At 62.6% G+C, this 24,322-nt stretch carries 21 protein-coding genes; 17 read left to right on the top strand and 4 right to left on the bottom strand.

Going from position 1 to position 24,322, the window contains the following annotated elements; genetic code table 11:
- Positions 1-50: 50 nt before the first annotated feature.
- Positions 51-230, bottom strand: a complete 180-nt coding sequence (locus tag ACQ4WZ_RS16265; RefSeq protein WP_436573973.1) for a hypothetical protein — start codon at positions 228-230, stop codon at positions 51-53.
- Between ACQ4WZ_RS16265 and ACQ4WZ_RS16260 the strand changes: the two genes are divergently transcribed.
- The 9 genes from ACQ4WZ_RS16260 to ACQ4WZ_RS16220 all read left to right on the top strand — a co-directional run bounded on the left by ACQ4WZ_RS16260 (position 229) and on the right by ACQ4WZ_RS16220 (position 10,877).
- Entirely contained in the window at positions 229-738 is a 510-nt protein-coding gene (locus ACQ4WZ_RS16260) for a sigma-70 family RNA polymerase sigma factor (RefSeq protein ID WP_133989283.1), read from the top strand. The two genes, ACQ4WZ_RS16265 and ACQ4WZ_RS16260, sit on opposite strands and share 2 nt — an antisense overlap.
- Positions 735-1,724: a FecR domain-containing protein gene (locus tag ACQ4WZ_RS16255; RefSeq protein ID WP_436573972.1), complete on the top strand. Its 990-nt coding sequence runs from the start codon at positions 735-737 to the stop codon at positions 1,722-1,724. Before ACQ4WZ_RS16260 ends, ACQ4WZ_RS16255 begins: the two co-directional genes overlap by 4 nt.
- 113 nt (positions 1,725-1,837) lie before the next feature.
- Positions 1,838-4,039 carry a TonB-dependent siderophore receptor gene (locus tag ACQ4WZ_RS16250; RefSeq protein WP_436573971.1) on the top strand — a complete coding sequence of 734 codons (2,202 nt, stop codon included), beginning with the start codon at positions 1,838-1,840 and terminating at the stop codon, positions 4,037-4,039.
- Positions 4,040-4,149: 110 nt separating this feature from the next.
- Complete coding sequence (locus ACQ4WZ_RS16245) at positions 4,150-4,431, top strand: hypothetical protein (RefSeq protein ID WP_101482789.1); 282 nt, start codon at positions 4,150-4,152, stop codon at positions 4,429-4,431.
- Entirely contained in the window at positions 4,428-6,131 is a 1,704-nt protein-coding gene (locus ACQ4WZ_RS16240) for a PepSY-associated TM helix domain-containing protein (RefSeq protein WP_436573970.1), read from the top strand. The genes ACQ4WZ_RS16245 and ACQ4WZ_RS16240 overlap by 4 nt, the downstream gene beginning before the upstream one ends.
- On the top strand, positions 6,128-6,469 hold the full coding sequence (locus tag ACQ4WZ_RS16235; protein WP_436573969.1) for a DUF3325 domain-containing protein: 342 nt from the start codon (positions 6,128-6,130) through the stop codon (positions 6,467-6,469). The genes ACQ4WZ_RS16240 and ACQ4WZ_RS16235 overlap by 4 nt, the downstream gene beginning before the upstream one ends.
- Before the next feature lie 91 nt (positions 6,470-6,560).
- A complete protein-coding gene (locus ACQ4WZ_RS16230) occupies positions 6,561-7,748 on the top strand; it encodes an efflux RND transporter periplasmic adaptor subunit (RefSeq protein ID WP_436573968.1) in 1,188 nt (395 codons plus the stop codon).
- 5 nt (positions 7,749-7,753) lie between these two features.
- Positions 7,754-9,748: a MacB family efflux pump subunit gene (locus ACQ4WZ_RS16225; protein ID WP_436573967.1), complete on the top strand. Its 1,995-nt coding sequence runs from the start codon at positions 7,754-7,756 to the stop codon at positions 9,746-9,748.
- 145 nt (positions 9,749-9,893) lie between these two features.
- Entirely contained in the window at positions 9,894-10,877 is a 984-nt protein-coding gene (locus ACQ4WZ_RS16220) for an ABC transporter substrate-binding protein (RefSeq protein WP_373918177.1), read from the top strand.
- A gap of 67 nt (positions 10,878-10,944) precedes the next feature.
- Here the strand turns inward: ACQ4WZ_RS16220 and ACQ4WZ_RS16215 are convergent, their stop codons facing one another.
- Positions 10,945-11,484, bottom strand: coding sequence for a hypothetical protein (locus tag ACQ4WZ_RS16215; RefSeq protein ID WP_436573966.1), 540 nt, complete (start codon positions 11,482-11,484; stop codon positions 10,945-10,947).
- A gap of 327 nt (positions 11,485-11,811) precedes the next feature.
- Here ACQ4WZ_RS16215 and ACQ4WZ_RS16210 point away from each other — a divergent pair, with 327 nt between their 5' ends.
- The 8 genes from ACQ4WZ_RS16210 (at position 11,812) to ACQ4WZ_RS16175 (ending at position 22,020) form a co-directional block, all read left to right on the top strand.
- Positions 11,812-12,615: a cytochrome C assembly family protein gene (locus tag ACQ4WZ_RS16210; RefSeq protein WP_070218587.1), complete on the top strand. Its 804-nt coding sequence runs from the start codon at positions 11,812-11,814 to the stop codon at positions 12,613-12,615.
- A complete protein-coding gene (locus ACQ4WZ_RS16205; protein WP_436573965.1) occupies positions 12,612-12,875 on the top strand; it encodes a PP0621 family protein in 264 nt (87 codons plus the stop codon). The genes ACQ4WZ_RS16210 and ACQ4WZ_RS16205 overlap by 4 nt, the downstream gene beginning before the upstream one ends.
- A 115-nt stretch (positions 12,876-12,990) precedes the next feature.
- The gene (locus ACQ4WZ_RS16200) at positions 12,991-14,058 is read left to right on the top strand and encodes a sigma 54-interacting transcriptional regulator (protein WP_436573964.1); all 1,068 of its coding nucleotides are present in this window, start codon (positions 12,991-12,993) and stop codon (positions 14,056-14,058) included.
- Positions 14,058-14,669 carry a 1,6-anhydro-N-acetylmuramyl-L-alanine amidase AmpD gene (gene ampD, locus ACQ4WZ_RS16195; RefSeq protein WP_436573963.1) on the top strand — a complete coding sequence of 204 codons (612 nt, stop codon included), beginning with the start codon at positions 14,058-14,060 and terminating at the stop codon, positions 14,667-14,669. Before ACQ4WZ_RS16200 ends, ampD begins: the two co-directional genes overlap by 1 nt.
- 382 nt (positions 14,670-15,051) lie before the next feature.
- A complete protein-coding gene (locus ACQ4WZ_RS16190; protein ID WP_101482782.1) occupies positions 15,052-18,006 on the top strand; it encodes a ribonucleoside-diphosphate reductase subunit alpha in 2,955 nt (984 codons plus the stop codon).
- A 224-nt stretch (positions 18,007-18,230) separates the two neighbouring features.
- Positions 18,231-19,382, top strand: coding sequence for a ribonucleotide-diphosphate reductase subunit beta (locus tag ACQ4WZ_RS16185; protein ID WP_101482781.1), 1,152 nt, complete (start codon positions 18,231-18,233; stop codon positions 19,380-19,382).
- Positions 19,383-20,164: 782 nt separating this feature from the next.
- Positions 20,165-21,403, top strand: coding sequence for a transcriptional regulator (locus tag ACQ4WZ_RS16180; protein WP_101482780.1), 1,239 nt, complete (start codon positions 20,165-20,167; stop codon positions 21,401-21,403).
- A gap of 83 nt (positions 21,404-21,486) precedes the next feature.
- Positions 21,487-22,020 (top strand): YggT family protein, encoded by a 534-nt coding sequence (locus ACQ4WZ_RS16175; RefSeq protein ID WP_243857934.1) that lies wholly within the window; start codon positions 21,487-21,489, stop codon positions 22,018-22,020.
- Between the two features lie 108 nt (positions 22,021-22,128).
- Here ACQ4WZ_RS16175 and ACQ4WZ_RS16170 read toward each other — a convergent pair whose 3' ends face one another.
- Positions 22,129-23,067, bottom strand: coding sequence for a carbohydrate kinase family protein (locus ACQ4WZ_RS16170; protein WP_101482778.1), 939 nt, complete (start codon positions 23,065-23,067; stop codon positions 22,129-22,131).
- A gap of 11 nt (positions 23,068-23,078) precedes the next feature.
- Complete coding sequence (locus tag ACQ4WZ_RS16165; protein ID WP_436573962.1) at positions 23,079-24,317, bottom strand: DUF3426 domain-containing protein; 1,239 nt, start codon at positions 24,315-24,317, stop codon at positions 23,079-23,081.
- Positions 24,318-24,322: the final 5 nt, after the last annotated feature.

Here is a 24,322-nt window from a genome sequence, read left to right as displayed (position 1 = left end):
CAATGAAAAGCTTGGGAGTGGGCGGCGCAAGCCGGACGATGGGCGCCATTTTACCCCATCGCGCGGCCCTGGCGGTCTTGCGCTGCGCTGCCTGGCGGTTCGCCTACTTTTGAATTAGTTGGTATTTCTGCCAATGCCACGATTGCATGAAAGCCAAAAACACGGTTAAAATGAGAATAATTCTTATTTACATTTGCAGGCGCACTGCGCTTGACCGGAAAGGATGCCATGTCGGCCGCCGATTTTGCCCAGCAACAAGACCTGCACGCGCTCTACAGCAGCCATCACGGCTGGCTGCAGGGCTGGCTGCGGCATAAGCTGGGCAATGCGGGCGAAGCGGCGGACCTGGCGCAAGACACCTTTTTCAGCGTGCTGGCCAACGGCGCGGCGCCGCAGATCCGCGAAGCGCGGCCTTTTCTCGCCACCATCGCGCGGCGCCTGGTGGCGCACCGCTACCGCCGGCAAGTGCTGGAAGACGCCTACCTGGAGGCGCTGGCCTGTTTGCCGCCCGAAGTGGCGCCCGCGCCCGAAGATCGCTTGCTGGCGCTGGAAGCCTTGCAGGAAATCGATGCCGCCCTCGATGGCTTGCCGGCGCCCGTGCGCACGGCGTTTTTGCTGGCGCAGCTCGAAGGCCTCAGCTATGCCGAGATCGCTGCGCGCCTGAACGTGTCTGCCAGCTCGGTCAAGCAATACCTGACGCGTGCCAACCGCCAGGTGTTTTTCTCACTGCCAGCATGAGCGCGGTGACAGAGGCAGCAGGCCCGATGGCCATCGGCGAGGACGTGCAGCAGCAGGCGGCCGAGTGGCTGACCGTGCTGATGTCGGACGAGGCAAGCGAAGCGGAACACGCCGCCTGGCAGCGCTGGCGCGGGGCAGACCCGGAACATGAACGGGCCTGGCAGCATATCGAAGCGGTGTCGCAGCGCTTCAACGGCTTGCACCGCAGTGCGGCCGCGCAGGCGTTGGCAGGCACGCAGCAGAAAGCCGTCAACGGCAAGCGGCGCCAGTTGCTGGCGTGGCTGGGCGTGGTGGCTGGCGGCGGCATGCTGGCCGCGAAAGCGGGTGCCTGGGATGGCGTGCGCGCCTTGCGTGCCGACTATCGCACGGCCACGGGCGAGCGGCGCGAGGTGGTGCTGGGCGATGGCAGTGTGCTCAGCCTGAATACGGGATCGGCCGTCAACGTGCGTTTCGACGCCAGCCGCCGCCTGATCGAGCTGCTGGCCGGAGAGATCCTCATCACCAGCGGTCACGGCACCGGCAGCGGCGCGCCTTTGGTGGTGGCTACGCGCGAAGGCCAGGTGCGTGCGCTGGGGACGCGCTTTGCCGTGCGCCAGCAGGATGACTACAGCAGGGTGGAGGTGTTTGAAAGTGCCGTTGAAGTCCGCCTGCGCAGCGGCGGCGCACCCTTGCTGCTGGCGGCAGGGCGGGGCGTGGCATTTTCCCGCCACGCGCTTGACGCGCCGCACGCCATCGGTGCGTATGCGGCCGCCTGGTCGCGCGGGCAACTGATCGTCGATGACGTGACCCTGGGCGATTTCCTGGCCGACCTGGCCCGCTACCGCCCTGGCGTGATCGACTGCGCGCCGGCAGTGTCCCAGCTGCGCCTGTCAGGGGTATTCCCGCTGGCCGACACGCAGCGCATTTTGAACATGCTGCCCAACTCGCTGCCGGTGCAGGTGCGCAGCCGCACGCGGTATTGGGTCAGCGTCGAACCGGCGCCATAGCACGCTGCGCAAAAATATTTAGCCATCCGGCTGCCCGTTTTTCGTTTTCGCGGCACCTACAGAGTAGGGCGCCTGTTTTTCACCGTCTCATGACGCCACCATCAGGAATTTTCATGTTGTACGCTTTGCATTTTGTCAGTTTGCCATCGTCTCACTCCGCACTGCGCCCGCTGGCGCAAGCGGCGGCCGCCTTGTGCCTGGCCGCCAGCCTGCCGGCGCTGGCGCAGCAGGCCACGCCTGCTGCTCCCGCCACCGAGCAAACCATGCTCGGCGTGTCCGTCACGGCAGGGCGCGATGCGACAACGGAAGGCAGCGGTTCCTATACGACGGGCGTGAGCAATACGGCAACCAAACTGAATCTGTCGCTGCGCGAGACGCCGCAGTCGGTCAGCGTGCTGACGCGCCAGCAGATCGATGACCTGGGCATCACGACCCTGGACGACGCTGTCCAGTCGATCACGGGCCTGGTCACGCAAAAAGGCAACTTTACGGGTGATTCGGGCAGTTTCAGCGCTCGGGGATTTCCCGTGGATAACATCCTGTTCGATGGCTTGCCCACCAGCCTGGGCGCGAATGGCACTTTCAATGGCGATAATGACGACCTGGCCATCTATGACCGCATCGAAGTGGTGCGCGGCGCCACGGGCTTGATGACGGGCAGCGGCACGCCCAGCGCGGCCATCAACCTGGTGCGCAAGCGCCCCACGGTCACGCCGCAAGCGTCGTTTTCGGCCAGCATCGGCAGCTGGAGCAATTATCGCCTGGAAGCCGATGCGGCCAATGCGCTCAACGAAGCGAAGACCCTGCGCGGGCGCATCGTCGTGACGCTGCAGGACAAGCAGGATTTTGTCGACGTGCTGCATGGCCGCAATCACCAGCTGTACGGCATCATCGAGGCTGATTTACGCCCCGACACGACATTGACCGTGGGCGCCCACTACCGCAAGACCGATAACGACGGCGTTACCACGGGCGTGGTGACGGCTGCCGATGGCAGCTTTTTGAATTTGCCCCGCTCGACTTATCTGGGTACCGACTTCGATGACTGGCGCCAGACGGACAAGACCCTCTTCGCCGAACTGGAGCACCGCTTCGGCAACGGCTGGAAGGTCAAGCTGGCAGCCACGCGCAAGACGCCTGAGATTGACACGACCTTTTCCGGCATCAACCGCCGCGGCGACACCTTGCGCTTCAATTCGCAAAGCTACCGCGCCGAGTTGGCGAACACCAGCTACGACGCCTATGCCAGCGGCAGTTACAGCCTGTTTGGCCGCCAGCACGAGCTGACCGTCGGCGCCAGCCACCGCCGTTCGTCGAAAAACAGCTATGGCGGCTGGGCGCCGTACAGCTGGGGCGCGGCCGCGCCGGTGATCGACCCATACCACTGGGATGCGGGCAGCGTGGCGCGCCCCGTCATCAACTATGCGCAGTGGGGCACGGCCAGCGTTACCGAGCAAAGCGGTGTGTATGCGGGTACGCGCCTGCGCCTGGCCGATCCGTTGTCGCTGGTGCTGGGCGGGCGTGTGAGCTGGTACAAGGACGACGCCGGCTACTCGGTGGCGCGCGAATTCACGCCCTACGCCGGTGTTGTGTATGACCTCGACAAGCAGCATTCCGTTTACGCCAGCTGGACCGAGATCTTCCAGCCGCAGGCAGCCACCGACGTCTATGCGCAACCCTTGAAGCCGATCAGCGGCACCAACTATGAAGCGGGCGTGAAAGGCGAATACTTTGGCGGCGCGCTCAATGCCAGCGCGGCCGTGTTCCAGATCCGCCAGCAAAACCGGGGCGTGGACGACCTGGCTGGCCCGAATCCTTGCCCGGGCAGTACCTGGGGCTATTGCCAGCGCGCGTCGGGCGAAGTGCGTAGCGAAGGCGTGGAGCTGGACGTGGCGGGCGCGCTGACGCCCGACTGGCAGCTGTCGGCCGGTTTTACTTATGTGAAGGCGCAATTTACGCGCGACAGCGATCCGGCCAACATCGGCAAGGATTTCAACAGCCGCTATCCGCGCCAGCAGCTCAAGCTGGCCACCAGCTACCGCCTGTCCGGCGCGGCGCAGGGCTGGCGCATCGGCGCCTCGGTGTACGGGCAGGGCGCGACCGAGTCGAGCGACGGCACCTACCATCTGCGCCAGGGCCGCTACGCGATCCTGGGCCTGAACGCAGCGTGGCAGATCGACAGCCGCGCCGAGTTGCGCCTGAACGTGAACAATGCGCTCGACAAGCATTATTACCAGAGCATCTACTCCGATGTCTTCGGCAATCTGGCGGGGGCGCCGCGCAACCTGATGCTGACCTTGAACTACAAACTGTAAATAATCACTTTTGAATGATCTATCTTGATGAAGGATGCATGGCTTATGGATGTGCAGTTGAATCTGGCCCGCGATGGCGTGAAGCCGCGTATGCCGCAGGGAGCGCCGCGATGATGAAATCGGCCAACATGATGTTGTTCTCGCGCGTGCTTGCCGCCGTCTTTGGCGGCTATGCCCTCACGTCCGGCGTAGCCGTGCTGCTGTCTGCCGTGCTGCCGCTGTCGCGCGCCGAAGCCGTGCTGACGGCGACCCTGAGCGCCTTCGTCGTCTACACCTGCGCCGTGATCTGGGTCTTTGCCGTGCAAGACCTGCGCCGCGCCTGGCTAGGCATGCTGCTGCCGGCCATCGTCTGCGGCGGCATGGGCATGCTGCTGTCGCGAGGTGCCGCATGAACGCCGTCAAGGTAGATAAAGTGGTCAAGACGCCACAGCAGGGCGGCTTGCGCCAGGCCATGGCCTGGCTGCATACGTGGAGCGGCCTGTGGATTTCCTGGCTGTTGTTCGCCATTTTCCTGACCGGCACCCTGGCTGTCTTCGACGACCCGATCGGCCACTGGATGACGCCCGAACACGCCCTGGAAGAGGCGGCGCACGCAAACGATCCGCCGCTGCCAAAGGTCACGGACCGCGCGCACCGCCTGGAGCTGGCGCTCGATTTCATGGCGAAGGAGCACCCGAAGGCGGACATGTGGGAAATCTGGCCCGTGCAGCGTCCCGGCCACGGCTTGTCCGCCTACTGGTTCCAGCCCAGCGGCGGCTATGGCTCGGCGGACCTCGATCCGCTGACGGGCGCCGTCATCGAGCATGCGCGCGAGGCAACGGAACGGGAAACCATCGGCGGCCACCATTTCGTCGATTTTCACTACGAGCTGCACGCGGGACGCATCGGCGTATGGATCGTCGCCATCACCACCATGATCATGCTGGTGGCGCTGGTGAGCGGCGTCATCACGCACAAGCGCATCTTCAAGGATTTCTTTACCTTCCGCCCGGCCAAGGGCCAGCGTTCGTGGCTCGACGCGCACAACGCGGTGGCCGTGCTGACGTTGCCGTTCCAGTTCATGATCGCCTACACAGGCCTGGCATTTTTCAGCGATGACTATGTGCCGGCCCCCGTGGTGGCGCAATACGGCATGGACAATCCCAAGAAGGCCTTCCTGGCCGACTGGAACGATGCGGGCAAGCCTGCACGGTCGGGCCAGCCGCTGGCGATTCCCGCGCTGGAATCGTTCGCGCTGCGCGCCGAGCAGGCCATCGGCCAGGAAATCCGCGCCGTGGTGCTGGACAATCCGAACGATGCCTCTATGCGCGTCTGCATGTATGGCTGGAACGAAGATACGGACACGATGGAACGCCTCAGCGCCAACACGGGCCGGGCTTGCTATGCGCTGGCCACGGGCGAGCAGGTCGCCGTGCGCCGGCCGGGCGAGTCGGACACGGGCGGCGCCGGCCTGACGCGCTCCGTCATGTCGAACCTGCATATGGTCGGTTTCGGCGGCACGCCGATGCGCTGGCTGTATTTCCTCTGCGGCCTGGCCGGCACGGCCATGATGGGCACGGGCGCGATCCTGTTCCTGGTCAAGCGGCGTCAGAAGTCCGGCGGCGAGTTCGGCGCCTATACGCAGCGCGTGTACCGCGTCATCGCATGCCTGAACGTGGCGGCAATTGCCGGCCTGGCGATCGCCTGCGTGGGCTTCCTGTGGGCCAACCGTTTGATCCCCGTCGGCCTCGAGCAGCGCGCCGGCTGGGAAGTGCGCGCCTTCTTCGGCGTATGGTTCCTGATGCTGGTGCATGCCTGCCTGCGCGCGGAAAAGCGCGCGTGGATCGAGCAACTGTGCCTGCTGGCCGCCCTGTGCCTGCTGCTGCCCGTCCTGAATGTACTGAGCACGGGCGACAACCTGGTGGCGCAGGTCGTGCGCGGCGACTGGGAAAGCGCGGGCGTGGAACTGGGCAGCATGGCCTTCGGCCTGCTGGCTGGATGGGGCGCGTGGAAAGTCCACACGCGCAAGGAAAAACCGGCCGGAAAGGCTGCGGCCAAGGAAGGCCCGGCACCATCGGCCAGCCTGCAAGTCACTACGGAAGGACAGTCATGATCAATACCATCCTGTGTGCGCTGGGCCTGTCGTATGCGGGCATGGCCAGCCTCTCGCTGGCGATGGACCGCCATCATGGCCAGATCTGGGGCAGGGACGCGGCGCCGAACGTGCGGCGCGCGCTGCAACTGGCCGGCGCGCTGTTGCTGGCGCTGGCCATCTGGCCTTGCGTGGCCGGCTGGAGCGCCACCGTCGGCGTCGTCGCCTGGCTGGGATTCATCGGCGCGGGAGCGCTGCTGGTGGCCCTGCTGCTGCCGTATGCCCCCCGATTGCTGTTGCGTAGTTCCCTGCTGGCAGCCGTCGCCGCGCTGGCAGGTCTTGTAACGTTCCTGCGGTGATGTTCACCGCCATTTTCAAGGATAGACCGATGTACTTTTCACGCCAGGCGACACCGTTTGATTTTTTTAATGTATTGAAGGCGGCTTCCTGATGGCGGCCCGCCTGCCTACCCGCCGCGCCCGCATCCTGGGCGGTGCGGTCTTGCTGGCGCTGTTGGGCGCCGGTGCACTGTGGGCCACGCGGGGCCCTGCAACCGTGTTCGACACGGCGCCCGTCAAGCGCGGCAACATCGAGGCCAGCGTGACGGCCATCGGCACCCTGCAGCCGCAAACCTATGTCGACGTGGGCGCGCAGGTGTCGGGCCAGATCACGCGCCTGCACGTGCAGCCTGGCAGCGCCGTGGAAAAAGGCCAGTTGCTGGCCGAGATCGACCCCAGCGTGCAGCAAGCCACGGTCGACGCGGGCCGCGCCGCCCTGGCGGGCTTGCGCGCGCAGCTGGCCGACCAGCAGGCGCAGCACCGCCTGGCAGGCCAGCAGCACGTGCGCCAGAAGCAGATGGCCAAGTTCGACTCGACGCCTTTGGCCGACCTGGAAACGGCCGAAGCCACCCTGGCCTCGGCCGGTGCCAAGATCGACCACCTGAAGGCGCAGATCGACCAGACCCAGGCCAGCCTGAAGGCGGACGAGGCGCGCCTCGGCTATACGCGCATCTACGCGCCGATGGCCGGCAAGGTCGTGGGCCTGGACGCGAAAGAAGGGCAAACCCTGAACGCCACGTACCAGACGCCGAACATCCTGCGCATTGCTGATTTGTCGGCCATGACGGTATGGACGGAAGTGTCGGAAGCGGACGTGCGTCGCGTGCGCCCGGATATGCCCGTGTACTTCACCACCCTGGGCGGCGACCAGCGGCGCTGGAGCGGCAAGGTGCGGCAAGTGCTGCCGGCCCCGCCGGTGCCCGGTGGTTCCGCCGCTGGCACGGCCCTGGCGCCGTCGACCAGCAAGGTGATCCTGTATACAGTGCTGTTCGACGTGGATAACGCCGATGGCGAACTGATGCCGCAGATGACGGCGCAAGTGGTGTTTGTCACGGCCGCGGCGAAGAATGTGCTGGCCGTGCCCTTGCCGGCGCTGAAACCATCGACCGAGGAAGGCGCCAAGCCGGGGCAGTTCACGGCCCGTGTGATGGATGCGGACGGCAAGGTCAATACGCGCTCCGTCACCGTGGGCGTGCGCAACCGCCTTAGCGCGGAAGTGCTGCAAGGCTTGCGCGAAGGTGAATTACTGGTCACGGGCGAGCAGCCGGCCAGCAGCGGCGCCAGCAGGTTCCAGTTATGAGTGCCATGAGCGAGGCCGCGTCGCTGGGGCAAGCCGGAGAACCTGGCCAGCCGGCGCCACTGATTGAACTTGCCGGCATCCGCAAGCGCTACGGCGGCCATGAGGGCGCGCCGGCCGTGGAAGTGCTGCGCGGCCTGACCTTGACTATCGGCGCCGGCGAATTCGTCGCCATCGTGGGGGCGTCCGGTTCCGGCAAATCGACTCTGATGCATTTGCTCGGGTGCCTAGACCGTCCCAGCGACGGCACCTACCGCTTCGCCGGCCAGGACGTGGCCAGCCTGAATCCCGATGAACTGGCGTGGCTGCGGCGCGAAGCTTTCGGCTTCGTCTTCCAGGGCTACCATTTGATCGCCACCGAGTCGGCGCGCGAAAACGTGGAAGTGCCGGCCCTGTACGCGGGCATGCCGGCCGCCGCCCGCCACGCCCGCTCGGAAGCGCTGCTCAAGCGCCTGGGCCTGGGTGAACGGCTCGATCACCGGCCGAATCAATTGTCGGGCGGGCAGCAACAGCGCGTGTCGATCGCGCGCGCCCTGATGAATGGCGGGCGCATCATCCTCGCCGATGAACCGACGGGAGCGCTCGACAGCAGCAGCGGCGCCGAAGTCATGGCGCTGCTGGGCGAACTGGCCGACGCGGGCCACACCATCATCCTGATTACGCATGACCGCAAGGTGGCGGCCCAGGCGCGCCGCGTGATCGAGATCAGCGATGGCGAAATCATCGCGGACTCGGGCGCCGTCGCCATCCCCGCCACGTCGACGGCCCTGCCGCCGCTGGACATGTCGCGCGCCGCCCACGATACGGGCGCGTCGCTGGGCACGGAATTGCTCGACGCGGCGCGCGCGGCCTGGCGCGTGCTGTGGATCAACCGCTTCCGCACGGGCTTGACCCTGCTGGGCATCGTCATCGGCGTCGCTTCCGTGATCGTCATGCTGGCCATTGGCCTGGGCACGCGCCAGCAGGTGATGGCGCAGCTGGGGGCGTTCGGCTCGAATCTGCTGTACATGGCGTCGCGCGGCGAAAGCTCGCGCATCCCCGGGCGCAGCATCACCCTGGCCGACCTCGATGCGCTGAAAGATGTGCCAGGTATTTCCCACGTGCTGCCGAATGTCACCGGCAACAAGGTGATACGCCACGGCAACCTCGACGTGCAGACCTATGTGCGCGGCACGGGGCCGGCCCTGCCGCAGATCCAGACCTGGCCGGTGGCCAAGGGCGGCTTCTTTACCGAGGAAGACGAGCGCGAGATGGCCACCGTGGCCGTGCTGGGCGCGCACCTGGCCGAAAAGCTGATGCCCGACGTGCCCAATCCCGTGGGGCAGAGCATCCTGATCGGCAATGTGCCGTTCCAGGTGATCGGCGTGATGAGCGCGAAGGGCGCGCTGACGGGCGAGAAGGATGAAGACGACGTGCTGCTGCTGCCGTTTTCCACGGCCGGCATCCGCGTCTTCGGCCAGCGCGAGCCGACGTACACGGTGATGGCGGTAAGCGACGTCAAGCGCGTGACCGAGGTGGAGGCGGCAGTCGACGCCACCATGTTCGAGCGCCACCGCATCCGCGACTATGGCATCAGCAACGCGGCCGCGTCGATCGCCGCCGAAGCCAGGACGCAGGACAACATGACCATGATGCTCAGCCTGATCGCGGCCGTCTCGCTGGTGGTGGGCGGCATCGGCGTCATGAATGTGATGCTGATGACGGTGCGCGAGCGCACGCGCGAAATCGGCATCCGCATGGCGACGGGCGCGCGCCGGCGCGATATCCTGCGCCAGTTCCTTACCGAAGCCGTGCTGGTGTCGGTGGTGGGCGGCGTGGCCGGTATCGTGGTCGGCGTGACGGTGGCCGGCTTGCTGCTGGTATGGGACGTGCCGGTGATCTTTTCACTGAGCGCCATCGCCGGCGCCTTTGCCTGCGCCGTGGTGACGGGGCTGGTGTTTGGCTTCATGCCGGCACGCAAGGCGTCGGGACTCGATCCGGTGGTGGCGCTGGCCGGACAGTAGGTATGCCAACGAGGCCGGCAGCGCGGCTGCCGGCAAAAAAATGTTGCCCTGGTTCCAACACGCGGTACTATCTCCTCATAATAAGAAGCAGTGTTTCGCGTTTTATGCCCTTGCGGGCACATACCAACCACCACAGGAGAACCCGATGCAGAAAAAATCAACCTTGACGACCGGTATTGCCGCCGCCCTCATGCTGGCGTTCAGCGTGGGGTCGGCCCAGGCGCAGGAAGTCGTGCGCCTGGGTAATTTGAAGTTTGCCCATTACGGCGCCGTGTCGTACATCAAGGAAATCGCGCCCAAGTGTGGCATCAAGGTCGAAGAGCATATCTTCGCCAAGGGCCTCGATGTGATGCAGGCGATTATCGCGGGCGAGCTGGACGTGGGTGCGACGGCGTCCGAAGCTGCCATTTCCGGCCGCGCCGGCGGCGCGCCCATCTATGTGGTGGCCGGCTTTGCCAAGGGCGGTGCGCGCCTGGTGGGGGGCATGGGACAAAAGATCGCCAGCGTCAAGGATTTGAAGGGCAAGCGCGTGGGCGTGACGCGCGGCGGCATTCAGGAAGTGCTGCTGCTGGCCGAGCTGTCGCAAGCGGGCCTGACGTATTCCGAAACCAAGGGCAAGGATGTGCAACTGGTGTTCCTTGCTTACGCCGACCTGAACCAGGCACTGATGGGCAAGAATATCGATGCCATGATGCAGTCGGAACCGCAATCGTCGCAGGCGATCAACAAGGGCTTTGGCACCGAAGTCATCAAACCGTACGACACGCCGATCGGCGAGCCCGTGCGCACCATGGTGATGACGGAAAAGTTCTACAAGGAACGCCGCCCCGTGGCGGAGAAATTCATGCGCTGCTTCGTCGAAGCGACGAAAACCTTTATCGACAATAAGGCGACGGCGGAAAAGTATGTGCGCGAAGTCGTGTTCCGCGGCCAGATCACGAAGGATGACTTCGACGACGCGATCAGCAACTCGCCATATTCGTACGATATCTCGCCCGAGCATATCCAGGTGACCACCGATGTCATGGTGAAAACGGGCGTGGGCCGCATGACGAAGCCGCCCGTGGCCAAGGACTGGGTCAAGACGGACTTGCTGGAGCAGGCGAAAAAGAGCTTGAATGTGAAGTAAATCAGTAAAACCATCAAAAAACCTCCGCGCCAGCGATGGTCCGGAGGTTTTTTTATGTGCAGCGCCCTTAGCGGGCGTTAAAGCCCATCCAGCCTTTTTCCGTCTGCCGGAAGCTCAGCGTATAGATGCGCGTCAGTTCATCGCCTTTCTTGAGCTGGCGGTTGATGATCGCGCCGTAATTGTCTTGCACGATCTGGTCCGACCATTGCAGCAGGTTGTCGAAGCGCTCGGCCGTCATCGCCGCCTGGCGGGCCAGCAGCGGCGCGGGAATCGCTTTCTTTTCCTGCTGCTGCGCCCAGAAGTCGCGGAAAACCTTGTTTTCGCCGCTCATGCCGCGCGCCATCAGGCCCAGACCCATGGTCATACCCACGGAACCATCGGTCTTCGCCTGCGTCTCGAGCTTGTCGACCACGTCGGCCAGCAGTTCCAGGTAGCCTACCTTGGCGCGCAGGATGGCCGAGCCCTTGATTTCGTACTGTTCGTTCTCTTTCCAGCCATTGAGCTTTTCCAGTTTCGCGATCTCGAAGTAGTCCGTGTACAGGTCATAGCTTTGAATCGAGGTACGGAAATATTCCTCGTACGTGGATTGGGACGGCGCATCTTTCATGCAACCGCTTAATACAGTGCAGGCGGCCAGCAGGAGGCAGGTCCAGGAAAATTTTCGAAAAGACATGGCGAGGGAGGGAGGGCGTAAGGGTGGATGAATATTGCTTTATGGACATAATTATAGGACTGGCCCAACAGGATGGCAATGTGGCCGCCGCGCTACGGCAGTGCGCAGCAGGAAAGATTGTCGAAATCTTGAGGGTGCGCTACCCCGTTGCGCCTCAGGCGCGATATCATGGCAGGCTTGCAGCATTGGCTGGCGGCGGAATGCCTGTCACCCGGGCTGTCGCTTGAATCGCGCTTGTCGGCTATGGTGTAAACTTAAACTATGCAGATCTATTTCTTTTTCATCGCCGCCCTGTTGTACGCGGCGTGCGCGGTGCTTCCCTCATCCCGTGCCCGACTCATTGCCGGCCTGACCGGCGTCGCCTGGCTGGCGCATGCCGCCACCCTGTGGTTCGACCTGATGGCGCCTGGCACCTTGCGTTTCGGTTTCTCCGCCATGCTGTCGGCCGCGCTGTGGGTATCGGTGGGCGCCTACTGGATAGAGAACCGCAATTTCAGCCTGGATGGACTGCGCCGCATGGTCATGCCCAGCGCCGTCATCGCCATCGGCCTGGCCTGGGCCTTTCCTGGCAGCCAGGTCAGCATGGAGGGCAAGTCTGCCGTCTTCGGCTGGCATATTGCCGTGGCCGTGCTGGCCTACAGCACCTTGACGATTGCCGCCTTTCACGCCGTGCTCATGGCGCTGCAGGAATCGCGCTTGCATACGCGCAGCGAAAGCCGCGGCTTCATCGGCAGCGCGCTGGACCAGCTGCCAGCCCTGCTGACCATGGAAAAGCTGCTGTTCCGCATGATCGGCCTGGGCTTCATCCTGCTGAGCCTGACCGTGCTGTCGGGCATCGTGTTTTCCGAGCAATTATTTGGCAAGGCGCTCAACTGGGATCATAAATCCGTGTTTACCATGCTGTCGTGGCTGTTGTTTGCCGCCCTGCTGGCAGGCCGCCGCTTTCGCGGCTGGCGCGGCAAGACGGCCCTGAGTTTTACACTGGCCGGTTTCGCCACCTTGCTGCTGGCCTATGTCGGCAGCCGTTTTGTACTGGAAGTGGTTTTACACCGAGGATTCGCATGACACGTGTTTTATTCTGGCTGGCGCTGGTGTTCCTGGTGCTGTTTGCCATCCGCAGCAAGATCCGGGGCATGCAGCAACGGGCCCGCGCGCAGCAACAGCAACAGCAGCCGAATCCATTTGCGCCACCGGGCCGGCCACAGGAATTGCCGGATGCGGAGCTGATGCTGTGTTGCGCCCATTGCGGTGTGTACTACCCGGCCTCCGAAAACGTGCAGGCCAAGGGCCACGATTACTGCAGCCAGGCGCACGCCACGCTGTAAGGACAGGCTAGCGCCGCGTTGCTCATCCGTATCGTAACGTCCCCCGGCATCCGTCCGGCGTAGCATCTGCAGCGAAGCGGTTCGCCACCGTCCCTGCAGAGAGGCGCGTTCTCCTATGTCCAGTCTCAGCCCGCATTCCTTGACCGCCACCGGCAAGCTGGGGGCTGGCCGCATGCCGCCCGCGCCGCAACTGAGCGGCAACTCCCTGCCCATGCAGGCGCTGCGCGCGCAGATTGGCCGCATCGCTCGCAGTGGCGCGCCGGTGGCCATCCGGGGCGAATCGGGCACGGGCAAGGAACTGGCGGCGCGCGCCATCCATGCGCAGGGTGCGCGCGCCAGCTTCCCTTTTATTGCCGTCAACTGCGGCGCGATTCCCGAAGCGTTGATGGAGGCTGAATTCTTCGGCTGCCGTCAGGGCGCCTATACGGGCGCGCTGCACGAGCGTGAAGGATTGTTCCAGGCGGCCCATGGCGGCAGTTTGCTGCTCGATGAAGTCGACGATCTGCCGCTGGCCATGCAGGTAAAGCTGTTGCGCGTCCTGCAGGAGCGACGCGTGCGCAAGCTGGGCGGTAGTACGGACGAGGCCATCGACGTACGCATTTTGTGCGCCAGCCAGCATGGCTTGGCGCGCGGCGTGGATGCCGGCACGTTTCGCCAGGATCTGTTTTACCGCCTCAATGTCATCGAACTGGCGCTGCCGCCGCTGCGTGAGCGGTGCGGCGATCTGCAGGTATTATGTGAGGTAATCCTGGCGCGTCTGGCACCGGGCCAGGCCGTGAGCCTGGCGCCGCCGGTGCTGGCGGCCCTGGCCGCGTATGCGTTTCCCGGCAATGTGCGCGAACTGGAAAACGTGCTGGAACGGGCACTGGCTTTTGCCGATGGCGGCGTGATCGCGCTCGATGGGCTGGGCTTGCCGTCGGCGGCGAGCGTCACCGGGCAGCGGGCGGCGCAGTCATCGGCAGTGCCGGAGCGGCAACTGTGCCTGCCCGGCATGGCGCTGTCCGGCCTTGCCCCGGCCTTGCCGCTGGACATGTATTTGCGCCAGGCCGAGCGTGACATGATCATGCAGGCGCTGGTGCAGGCGCGCTATCACCGCGCACGGGCGGCGCGCCAGCTGGGACTCAGCGTGCGCCAGTTACGCTACCGCATGCAGAAATTGACGATACAGGAACCGCTACCTTGATGACAGTATGGACGATAGATGAAGACGGCTGGTGCGACGGCGCGCGGCGCTATGACTCGCCGTACCAGGATGCGCGCCCGGACGGTGCGCAAGTCGACTTGCTGGTGATCCATAACATCAGCTTGCCGGGAGGCCACTTTGGCGGACCGCATGTGTCGGACTTGTTTACCGGCCGGGTAGACTATAATGCCGATCCTTCTTTCGCCGACCTGCGTGGCTTGCAGGTGTCGGCGCACTTTTTTGTGCGGCGCGATGGTGCGCTGTTGCAATATGTTTCTACTGATCAACGTGCCTGGCATGCCGGCGTGTCCATGTTCGAAGGACGCCCGCACTGCAATGGCTATTCTATCGGTATCGAAATGGAAGGCGCGGACGATGTGCCCTTCCAGCAGCGGCAATACCATGTCCTGGCGGCGCTGACGGCGGCACTGGTGGCGCGCTACGGGCTGTCCCAGGTGCGCGGCCACGAGCATATTGCGCCGGGGAGGAAGACGGATCCGGGGCCGTTTTTTGACTGGCATTTTTATCAAGAATGCTGGCTGGAAACTGTGCGCGGGCAAGCTGCGTTAGCGCTTACTACGCGGGCATTGGGCTTTCCATCCATGCCCTGAAAAGTCAACCGAAATCGTATATGAAAATACAAAAAATTACGCTGGAGGATGCCGGAAAACTATTGCATCGCCTTTCGATGGGCACTACAATTAGTGCACAACTTGGATTTAAAGACTATATGTAGTGCCATCACAGACGTTTTCAGAATTATTACCAAAGCTACCCTGTTTGTTGATATAGCAACGGGAACTGGCGTTTCATCACCCTTGATCGTGTTTCGCGCCAGCCCGGCTGTACAGGTTGGCCGTATGATTTCTGGCTGTATATTATTTACTATTTAGCAACAAATACCTGAAGAAACCCTGACCATCGGGCGTTCTATTCAACAACACACGCGGCAGCAAAACTGCAGGCTGACTTTAGCTGACAACGGGAGCTTCAATGCAATCACCACAAGATATTTCCATCCATTCAACGCCAGTATCGCCAGCGCCAGGCGCGGCCAATAGCGTGGCGAGCACGGGCGCGGCATTGGGCGACTATCGCATCATCCGCCGCAACGGCGCGGTGGTGGCATTTGAGCCGTCGAAGATCGCCATCGCCATGACCAAGGCATTTTTGGCCGTTAACGGCGGCCAGGGCGCCGCTTCGGCACGCATCCGCGAACTGGTGGAACAACTGACCGACGGCGTCGTCGCCGCGCTGGTGCGCCGCCATCCGGGTGGCGGCACCTTCCATATCGAAGACGTGCAAGACCAGGTGGAACTGTCGCTGATGCGCTCGGGCGAGCACGACGTGGCGCGTGCCTACGTGCTGTACCGTGCCAAGCACATGGAAGAGCGCCGTTTGCAGAAGGAGGCGCAAGGCGCCTCCGCGCAAGTCGCAGCGCCCCAGCTGAACGTGCTTGATAACGGCGTGCGCCGCTTGCTGGACATGCAGGAAGTGCGCGACCTGATCAACGCCGCTTGCGCCGGCCTGGAAAAGCACGTCGATGCCGACGCCATCCTGGCTGAAACGGTGAAGAACCTGTACGACGGCGTGCCCGTCGAAGAGCTGCACAAGTCTGCCATCCTGGCGGCGCGCGCGCTGATGGAAAAAGATCCGGCCTACAGCCAGGTCACGGCCCGCATCCTGCTGCACACGGTGCGCAAGGAAGTGTTCGGCAAGGAAGTGCCGCAAGCGGCCGCTGCTGCCGAGTACCTGACGTATTTCCCGCAATATATCGCCAAGGGCATCGCCAATGACCTGCTGAACCCGGTACTTGCCAGTTTCGACCTGGAGCGCCTGGCCAAGGCCATCGTTGCCGATCGCGACTTGCAATTCGGCTACATCGGCCTGCAAACCCTGTATGACCGCTACTTCCTGCACATCCAGGACGTGCGCATCGAAATGCCACAAGCGTTCTACATGCGCGTGGCCATGGGCCTGTCGCTGAACGAAGCGGACCGCGAAGCACGCGCCATCGAGTTCTACAGCCTGCTGTCCTCGTTCGACTTCATGAGCTCGACCCCGACCCTGTTCAACTCGGGCACCCTGCGCTCGCAGCTGTCGTCGTGCTACCTGAGCACCGTCTCGGACGACCTGGAAGGCATCTACGACGCCATCAAGGACAACGCGCTGCTGGCCAAGTACGCTGGCGGCCTGGGTAACGACTGGACGCCAGTGCGCGCCCTGGGCGCCCATATCAAGGGCACCAACGGCAAGTCGCAAGGCGTGGTGCCATTCCTGAAAGTGGTCAACGACACGGCCGTGGCAGTCAACCAGGGCGGCAAGCGCAAGGGCGCCGTCTGCGCTTACCTTGAAACCTGGCACATGGACATTGAGGAATTCCTCGACCTGCGCAAGAACACGGGCGACGACCGCCGCCGCACGCATGACATGAACACGGCGAACTGGATTCCCGACATGTTCATGAAGCGCGTCATGGAAAAAGGCGAGTGGACCCTGTTCTCGCCATCCGAAACGCCAGACTTGCACGACCTGGTCGGCAAAGCCTTTGAAAAGGCTTATCTGGGCTACGAAGCCAAGGCCGCCGCCGGCGAAATCCGCTCGTTCAAGAAGGTCCAGGCGCTGGACCTGTGGCGCAAGATGCTGTCGATGCTGTTTGAAACGGGCCACCCATGGATCACGTTCAAGGATCCTTGCAACATCCGCAGCCCGCAGTCGCACGTCGGCGTCGTCCACAGTTCGAACCTGTGCACCGAAATCACGCTGAACACGGGCCCTGACGAAATCGCCGTCTGCAACCTCGGTTCAGTGAACATGCCGGCGCACATGAAGGAAGGCAAGCTCGATCACGTCAAGCTGGCCAAGACCATCCGCACCGCCATGCGCATGCTCGACAACGTCATCGACATCAATTACTACGCCGTCGAAAAGGCGCGCAATTCGAACATGCGCCATCGTCCGGTCGGCATGGGCGTGATGGGCTTCCAGGATTGCCTCCACATGATGCGCATCCCGTTCGCCTCGGACGCTGCCGTATCGTTTGCCGACACCTCGATGGAAGCGGTCTGCTACTACGCCTACCTAGCGTCGACGGAACTGGCCGAAGAGCGCGGCCGCTATGAATCCTACGCCGGTTCGCTGTGGGACCGTGGCATCCTGCCGCAAGACTCGGTGAAACTGCTGGCCGAAGAGCGCGGCGGCTACCTGGAAGTCGATTCCTCGTCGGCCATGGACTGGACCCCGGTGCGCGAACGCATCGCCAAGTTCGGCATGCGCAACTCGAACTGCGTGGCAATCGCCCCGACGGCGACGATTTCGAACATCATCGGCGTGTCGGCCTGTATCGAGCCAACGTTCCAGAACCTGTATGTGAAATCGAACCTGTCGGGCGAATTCACCGAGATCAACGGCTACCTGGTGCGCGACCTGAAGGCGCGCGACCTGTGGGATGAAGTCATGATCTCCGACTTGAAGTACTTCGACGGTTCGCTGGTGAAGATCGACCGCATCCCGCAAGACCTGCGTGACATCTACGCCACCGCCTTTGAAGTGTCGCCAAGCTGGTTGGTGGAAGCGGCTTCGCGTCGCCAGAAGTGGATCGACCAGGCTCAGTCGCTGAACATCTACATGGCTGGCGCATCGGGCAAGAAACTGGACGAGACCTACAAGCTGGCATGGCTGCGTGGCCTGAAAACCACCTACTACCTGCGTACCATCGCCGCTACCCACATGGAGAAATCGACCTCCAAGACGGGTGCCCTGAACGCCGTGGCCGTCGATGGCGGCATGTCGGCCAGCGCGCAGAGCGCCCAGGCAGCGGTCGTGGCGGCAGCCGCTGCCGCCGTGGTGGCACCCGTGGTGGCTGCGGCAGCGGACGACGCCGATGGCGAAGCCTGCTACCTGCGTCCGGGTGATGACGGTTTCGAAGAATGCGAAGCTTGCCAGTAAAAACCTGCTGCGCAGCCCCCTCTCGGGTTCTGTGTTGCTCACCGTACTAAAGTACGGCTCCGCTACTCGACCCGATATCGGGCTTGCTCGCGACGGTTTTTAAAAAATTTAAAGTTGTCAGCCCGGCACGGTCGGGCTGATTCAATGTTGTTAATGTCCGCATTGTCCGATACAACGGACCTGTTGCGGATCGCCGGCTTGCCGGCATGGAAAGGAAGAAGATTATGTCGTTGTCATGGGATGATGAAACCACGTCGGCAGCTGTGCCGCGTCCGGCGCAGCAAGCGCCATTGGGGAATACCGAATTGAACCTGCCGGCCGGTGCCGAGCCGTCCGAAGCGAACGCCGAGCAAGTGGCGCGCCGCGTGAATGCCGACGACAAGCGCATCATCAACGGCAAGACGGACGTCAACCAGCTGGTGCCGTTCAAGTACAAGTGGGCGTGGGACAAATACCTGGCCGGTTGCGCCAACCACTGGATGCCGCAGGAAGTGAACATGCAGCGCGATATCGAGCTGTGGAAGAACCCGAACGGCCTGACGGACGACGAGCGTCGCCTGGTCAAGCGTAACCTGGGCTTCTTCGTGACGGCCGACTCGCTGGCCGCCAACAACATCGTGCTGGGCACCTATCGCCACATCACGGCGCCGGAATGCCGCCAGTACCTGCTGCGCCAGGCGTTCGAGGAAGCGATCCATACGCACGCCTACCAGTACATCGTCGAGTCGCTGGGCCTGGATGAAGGCGAGATCTTCAACGCCTACAACGAAGTCAAGTCGATCCGCGACAAGGATGAATTCCTGATCCCGTTCATCAACACGCTGACCGATCCTGCGTTTGTCACCGGCACGGTGGAAAACGACCAGAAGCTGCTGAAATCCCTGATCGTCTTCGCTTGCCTGATGGAAGGCCTGTTCTTCTACGTGGGCTTCACGCAAATCCTGGCGCTGGGCCGTCAGAACAAGATGATGGGCGCTGCCGAGCAGTACCAGTACATCCTGCGCGACGAATCGATGCACTGCAACTTCGGCATCGACTTGATCAACACGATCAAGATGGAAAACCCGCAGCTGTGGACGGCCGAATTCCGCGAAGAGATCAAAGTGCTGTTCATGAAGGCCGTAGAGCTGGAATATGCGTATGCGGAAGACACCATGCCGCGCGGCGTGCTGGGTCTGAACGCGCCGATGTTCAAGGGCTATCTGCGCTTCATCGCCAATCGCCGCGCGCAGCAGATCGGCATCGAGCCGCTGTTCGCGCAGGAAGAAAACCCGTTCCCGTGGATGAGCGAAATGATCGATATGAAGAAGGAACGCAACTTCTTCGAAACGCGCGTGACCGAGTACCAGACCGGTGGTGCGCTGAACTGGGAATAAGCGTTTTCCTGCCAATGCCAAAAGCGCCGTCATCGTGACGGCGCTTTTTTTTCGCGTGCTGGCGGCGAAAAATGCGGCCGCCGCGCGAGGTTAAAAGCGCCGCCGTCACGGCGGAAAAATGCGGGCATCATTCAGCAATGTGAAGCGCCTTGTGCCAGGTTTTTCGGATGCCGCGAACGGCCGCATCGCGGGTGTAAAAAAGCGTTTCCGGAGACGCTGGTGGCGGCATTTGCCGCGCGATTGTGCGATAGCACGCGTAACGTGCAAAAAAGCGGGCGAAAACGTGTCGTGCCGGTTGCGCATTGACAAGGTTTTCGTGTACTTTATGAGATTGCAAATGCGAGCGTTAGAATGCGGGGTTTTTTAACCAGCGCGGTAGCGAAAAAACCTCGCAAAACAGGGATACAGATTTACACGGATATGCACAAAACCACACCGTTTTCGTCTGCCGCCGTGCCCGAATTTTTTCAGGCATGGCGGTTTTTTATTTGACGCATGGGTGTTGTAGCGAGCGCGATGCGAGGAGCGAAAAAACGCACGGCATCGAAAACGAATGACCGAATTCAGACTTTGCCACCAGCTGCGAGATAAAGCAGGGTGGCACCGACGATGGCTGAAGTGCTGCAAACGTGAGGAGTTGCAGCAGTTCAGCTGGTGCCGAATTCATTAGCGCAAACGACCGTTTGTGCCGATGAATAATTCGCCTGGCCTATCCCTGTGGTGGGTCGGACGGGTTTAAATCTTGTAGCTTAAATTTCTCATCTCAGATGAAGGAGAGACAAATGGCAACAGCCGCTAAGAAATCAGAAGTAAAGAAACCAGCCGCCAAGGCTGCTCCTGCCGCGAAGAAGCCGGCAGCCGCAGCGAAGACGGTTGCCGCTAAACCAGCTGCCAAAGCAGCAGCGAAACCAGCCGCCAAACCCGTCGCCAAAGCCGCAGCCAAGCCTGCAGCAAAAGTGGCTGCCAAGCCAGTAGCGAAAGCCGCAGCCAAGCCAGCGGCCAAGGCTGCAGCAAAACCGGCAGCCAAGCCAGCAGCGAAACCTGCCGCCAAGGCAGCAGCCAAGCCTGTAGCGAAAAAAGCTGCAGCAAAACCGGCCGCGAAGCCAGCAGCAAAAGTCGCAGCCAAGCCTGTCGCCAAGGCAGCAGCCAAGCCAGCAGTGAAAAAAGCCGCGGCGAAACCTGCAGCCAAGGCAGCAGCGAAACCGGCAGCCAAGGCAGCAGCCAAGCCAGCAGCGAAAAAAGTCGTCGCCAAGGCAGCAGCGAAGCCAGCAGCAAAAGCAGCAGCCAAGCCAGCGGCCAAGGCAGCAGCCAAGCCCGCAGTGAAAAAAGCAGCAGCGAAACCTGCAGCCAAGGCAGCAGCGAAACCGGCCGCCAAAGCGGCAGCCAAGCCAGCAGCGAAAAAAGTCGTCGCCAAGGCAGCAGCGAAACCGGCCGCCAAGGCAGCAGCCAAGCCAGCAGCAAAAGCCGCAGCCAAGCCAGCGGTCAAGGCAGCAGCGAAGCCAGCAGCAAAAGCTGCAGCCAAGCCAGCAGCCAAGGCAGCAGCGAAGCCAGCAGCAAAAGCTGCAGCCAAGCCAGCGGCCAAGGTAGCAGCGAAGCCGGTAGCAAAAGTTGCCGCCAAGCCAGCCGCCAAAGTGGCCGCCAAGCCGGCAGCCAAAGTAGCAGCGAAACCTGCCGCCAAGGTCGCAGCGAAACCGGCAGCCAAGCCAGCGGCCAAGGTAGCAGCGAAGCCAGCAGTGAAAGCTGCAGCCAAGCCAGCAGCCAAGCCGGCAGCGAAAGCAGCAGCGAAACCTGCCGCCAAGCCAGCCGCAGCGCCAGTCGTGGCAGCAGTGCCAGCAGCGGCGCCAGCGGCACCAGCCGCCGTGGCCGCCAAGCCAGCAGCCAAAAAGGCCGCGCCTAAGAAGGCCGCACCGAAGAAGGCAGCGCCTGTCGCCAAGCCATCGGCGCCTATCGCACCTGTAGCAAAAACCGTGTTGGCACCGGCTGCAGCCTGGCCATTCCCAACCAGCACTCGCCCATCGTAATTCCTACGATACGGGTGCCTGGATGAGGCAACACGCCGCTGTGTGACTCAATCACACAGCGGTTTTTTTTTGGAGAATTAGTCGTGCTGATCGTTATCCTTACATTGATCGTTGATACCATTGCCACCTTGCTGGGCGGCGTGCTGCTGCTGCGCTTCTGGATGCAGGCGGTACGCGTGCGGCCCCCTTCATCGGTGGCGCAATTCACGTTTCAATTGTCCGACTGGCTGGTGCGCCCCCTGCGCCGCGTGGTGCCGGGCGTGGGCGGGTATGACTGGGCCAGCCTGATCGGCGCCTTCCTGATCGTGCTGCTGGCCAGCTCGCTCCTGTTTATTTCCGGCGCTCCCGTCGAAGTGGTGCTGCTCAAGTCGCTGCAACGCTTCCTGCAATGGATACTCTACGGTTTCATGGCCTTGCTGATCATCGAAGCCATCTTTAGCTGGGTCAACCCGCATGCGCCGCTGGCACCGTTTGTACGGGCCCTGAACGAGCCGCTGCTGCGTCCGATCCGCAAGGTCGTGCCGCTGGTCGGCAGTCTGGACTTGTCCCTGCTGGTGGCGCTGATTCTGTTGCAGGTCGCGCAAGTGCTGGTGGGGATGATTATCGTGCTGCGATGACGGTGATGGTGGCGTAGGTCGGGTTAGCGTAGCGTAACCCGACATCAGCACTTTGGCACAAGCCGACGTGCATATGGGGTCAGAACCGGCGGATCTGACCCCAGCTCATTAATAGCGGTAGCCGAACGCCGCTTCAAACTGGTCTGCGATACCGGCTGGCGTAAATACATGGTTTTGCGCGCCCTGCGTGGCGATCTTGATGGCGCCCAGCAGGCTGGCCAGGCGGCCACTGGTTTCCCAGCCCAGGTCATTGGTGATGCCGAACAGCAAGCCAGCACGGTAGGCGTCGCCGCATCCGGTCGGGTCCAGCACTTCCTTGGCGGCCACGACAGGAATGTCGATGCGCTTGCCGTCCGTATAGATTTCCGAACCTTTTTCGCCACGCGTGACGATCAGCGCATCCAGGCGGCTGGCGATGTCCGGCAGGGTCAAGCCCGTGCGTTCCATCAACATTTCCATTTCATAGTCGTTGGCCGACACATACGTGGCTTTGTTGATGAAGTCGATCAACTGTTCGCCATTGAAGCGTGGCAGCTGTTGACCTGGGTCGAACATGAAGGGGATGCCCAGCTCGGCCAGGTCGGCGGCGTGCTTGAGCATGCCAAGGTCGCCGTCCGGCGAAATGATGGCAACCTTGGCTGGGCCCGCATTGGCGATCGGGTTTTCATGTGCAAACGACATGGCACCCGGGTGGAAGGCATTGATTTGGTTATTGTCCGCATCGGCCGTGACGAAGCACTGCGCGTTATAGCTGTCGGCCTTGATCAGGATATTGGCGGTGGAAATGCCCAGCTTTTGCAGGCGTTCCAGGTAGGCGGCGCTATCTTGCCCCATGACGCCGACGATGCGCGGGTCGCCGCCCAGCATTTTCAGGCTGTAGGCGATGTTGCCCGAACAGCCGCCGAACTCCGTGCGCATGGTGGGCACGAGGAAGGACACGTTCACCTTGTGCAACTGGTCGGCCAGCAGGGATTCGCCGAAGCGGCCAGGGAATTGCATGATGGTGTCGGTGGCAAGCGAGCCGCAGATCAGCGATGTTTTGGTCATGATAGTGTCGGTTAAGGGTAAAAGATGGCGATATGGTAGCCAGACGCCGTGAGCTGGTCTAATGCAAAGTACAGTTTGATGGTTTGTTCGGAGCGAGGCGCAAAACCCTTGCTCACGTCGATATTGGCCGGCAGGTAGTCGCGCGGCGCGATCACACGGCGCAAGAGCGGCTTGTCGTTGGCATCGTTGAGTATCAGTTCGATGCTGGGCCAGGCTTGCACGCTGCGGCTCTGGTTGCGCAGCAGCGAGACGTAGGAAAAGGTTTGTTCCCTGAGGGTTTGCAATTCACCCTGTTCAATGGACAGCGCCTCGATCTGCGCCGGCAAGTCGACCTGGCAGCCACTGACCTTGCACAGCGCGACCAGGGTCGGCTTCCACTGCGGAAACTGCGCCGCCAGCGGATTGCGGAAGGTGGTCATCACCTGCAGCAATAATAATAGCAGCAGCACCACCGAGCCGATGGCCATCGCCACGCGCAAGGCTCTGCCGCTCTGTTCGCGGCGCCGGCCCTGGATCACAAAGGCCGGTTCGTCGTCGGCCGGCACCACTGCCGTTTTCCCGGCCTCGGCTTCCATCACTGGCTCGGGCGCAACAGGGGCGGGCATTGCTTCAAATGAGTGGTCGGCCAAGGTCGGTTCCAAGCGCGTTGGTGCAGGCGCGACAGGCAATGGTTTGTCCAGGCTGATTTTTTCGGTCGCAGGCAATATTGGCGCCGGGCCCGCTTCCAGGTTCGGTTCGCGGCGGCTGTCGCGCAAATACGTGGCGAAGGCGGGTGCGTCATCGACCTGGCGGCGCTTGAAGGGCGCCATCGGCTGGGGCAGCGGCGCTTCGGGCGGTTCGACCGGTGCAATGACAGGGGCGGCGACAGGCGCGTCGGCCAGCGCCTCGTCGGGCAGGCCGATGTCCAGGTTCAGCTCGATGTGTTCGCCATCGTCTTCCTTGAGCTGCGCCGTTTCCGGCAAGATGCCGAACGGGTCGAACGAGGTGTCGAAATCGAGAGAATAGATGGGTTCGTCGTCCGTGGCGGACGGCAGGCTGTTGTCGGCAGGGTAACTGGTCGACAGCGGGGCGGCAGCGCCGGGGCGAGACGTTAAAAACGGCGATGCGGCAGCTGGATCGACCAGCGCGGCATTGCCGTCAAACACTTCCCTGCACGTGCCACAGCGTACGATGCCCCCACGTAACTTCAACTGGTCAGCAGCGACCCGAAATATCGTGTTGCAATGGGGGCATTTGGTGGCGAGGGCCATTACAG

Source organism: Janthinobacterium darwini (assembly GCF_051380905.1).
Classification (GTDB): Bacteria; Pseudomonadota; Gammaproteobacteria; order Burkholderiales; family Burkholderiaceae_D; genus Janthinobacterium.
This window is presented reverse-complemented; position numbering and strand designations above follow the sequence as displayed.

Excerpts from the sequence above, each read along its gene's own strand:
- ACQ4WZ_RS16165 (WP_436573962.1), bottom strand. The coding sequence starts at position 24,317 with ATGGCCCTCGCCACCAAATGCCCCCATTGCAACACGATATTTCGGGTC.
- ACQ4WZ_RS16210 (WP_070218587.1), top strand. The coding sequence starts at position 11,812 with ATGCAGATCTATTTCTTTTTCATCGCCGCCCTGTTGTACGCGGCGTGC.
- ACQ4WZ_RS16185 (WP_101482781.1), top strand. The coding sequence starts at position 18,231 with ATGTCGTTGTCATGGGATGATGAAACCACGTCGGCAGCTGTGCCGCGT.
- ACQ4WZ_RS16180 (WP_101482780.1), top strand. The coding sequence starts at position 20,165 with ATGGCAACAGCCGCTAAGAAATCAGAAGTAAAGAAACCAGCCGCCAAG.
- ACQ4WZ_RS16220 (WP_373918177.1), top strand. The coding sequence starts at position 9,894 with ATGCAGAAAAAATCAACCTTGACGACCGGTATTGCCGCCGCCCTCATG.
- ACQ4WZ_RS16225 (WP_436573967.1), top strand. The coding sequence starts at position 7,754 with ATGAGCGAGGCCGCGTCGCTGGGGCAAGCCGGAGAACCTGGCCAGCCG.
- ACQ4WZ_RS16235 (WP_436573969.1), top strand. The coding sequence starts at position 6,128 with ATGATCAATACCATCCTGTGTGCGCTGGGCCTGTCGTATGCGGGCATG.
- ACQ4WZ_RS16205 (WP_436573965.1), top strand. The coding sequence starts at position 12,612 with ATGACACGTGTTTTATTCTGGCTGGCGCTGGTGTTCCTGGTGCTGTTT.
- ACQ4WZ_RS16255 (WP_436573972.1), top strand. The coding sequence starts at position 735 with ATGAGCGCGGTGACAGAGGCAGCAGGCCCGATGGCCATCGGCGAGGAC.
- ACQ4WZ_RS16215 (WP_436573966.1), bottom strand. The coding sequence starts at position 11,484 with ATGAAAGATGCGCCGTCCCAATCCACGTACGAGGAATATTTCCGTACC.
- ACQ4WZ_RS16245 (WP_101482789.1), top strand. The coding sequence starts at position 4,150 with ATGATGAAATCGGCCAACATGATGTTGTTCTCGCGCGTGCTTGCCGCC.
- ACQ4WZ_RS16200 (WP_436573964.1), top strand. The coding sequence starts at position 12,991 with ATGTCCAGTCTCAGCCCGCATTCCTTGACCGCCACCGGCAAGCTGGGG.
- ACQ4WZ_RS16190 (WP_101482782.1), top strand. The coding sequence starts at position 15,052 with ATGCAATCACCACAAGATATTTCCATCCATTCAACGCCAGTATCGCCA.
- ampD (WP_436573963.1), top strand. The coding sequence starts at position 14,058 with ATGACAGTATGGACGATAGATGAAGACGGCTGGTGCGACGGCGCGCGG.
- ACQ4WZ_RS16230 (WP_436573968.1), top strand. The coding sequence starts at position 6,561 with ATGGCGGCCCGCCTGCCTACCCGCCGCGCCCGCATCCTGGGCGGTGCG.
- ACQ4WZ_RS16170 (WP_101482778.1), bottom strand. The coding sequence starts at position 23,067 with ATGACCAAAACATCGCTGATCTGCGGCTCGCTTGCCACCGACACCATC.
- ACQ4WZ_RS16260 (WP_133989283.1), top strand. The coding sequence starts at position 229 with ATGTCGGCCGCCGATTTTGCCCAGCAACAAGACCTGCACGCGCTCTAC.
- ACQ4WZ_RS16240 (WP_436573970.1), top strand. The coding sequence starts at position 4,428 with ATGAACGCCGTCAAGGTAGATAAAGTGGTCAAGACGCCACAGCAGGGC.
- ACQ4WZ_RS16250 (WP_436573971.1), top strand. The coding sequence starts at position 1,838 with ATGTTGTACGCTTTGCATTTTGTCAGTTTGCCATCGTCTCACTCCGCA.
- ACQ4WZ_RS16265 (WP_436573973.1), bottom strand. The coding sequence starts at position 230 with ATGGCATCCTTTCCGGTCAAGCGCAGTGCGCCTGCAAATGTAAATAAG.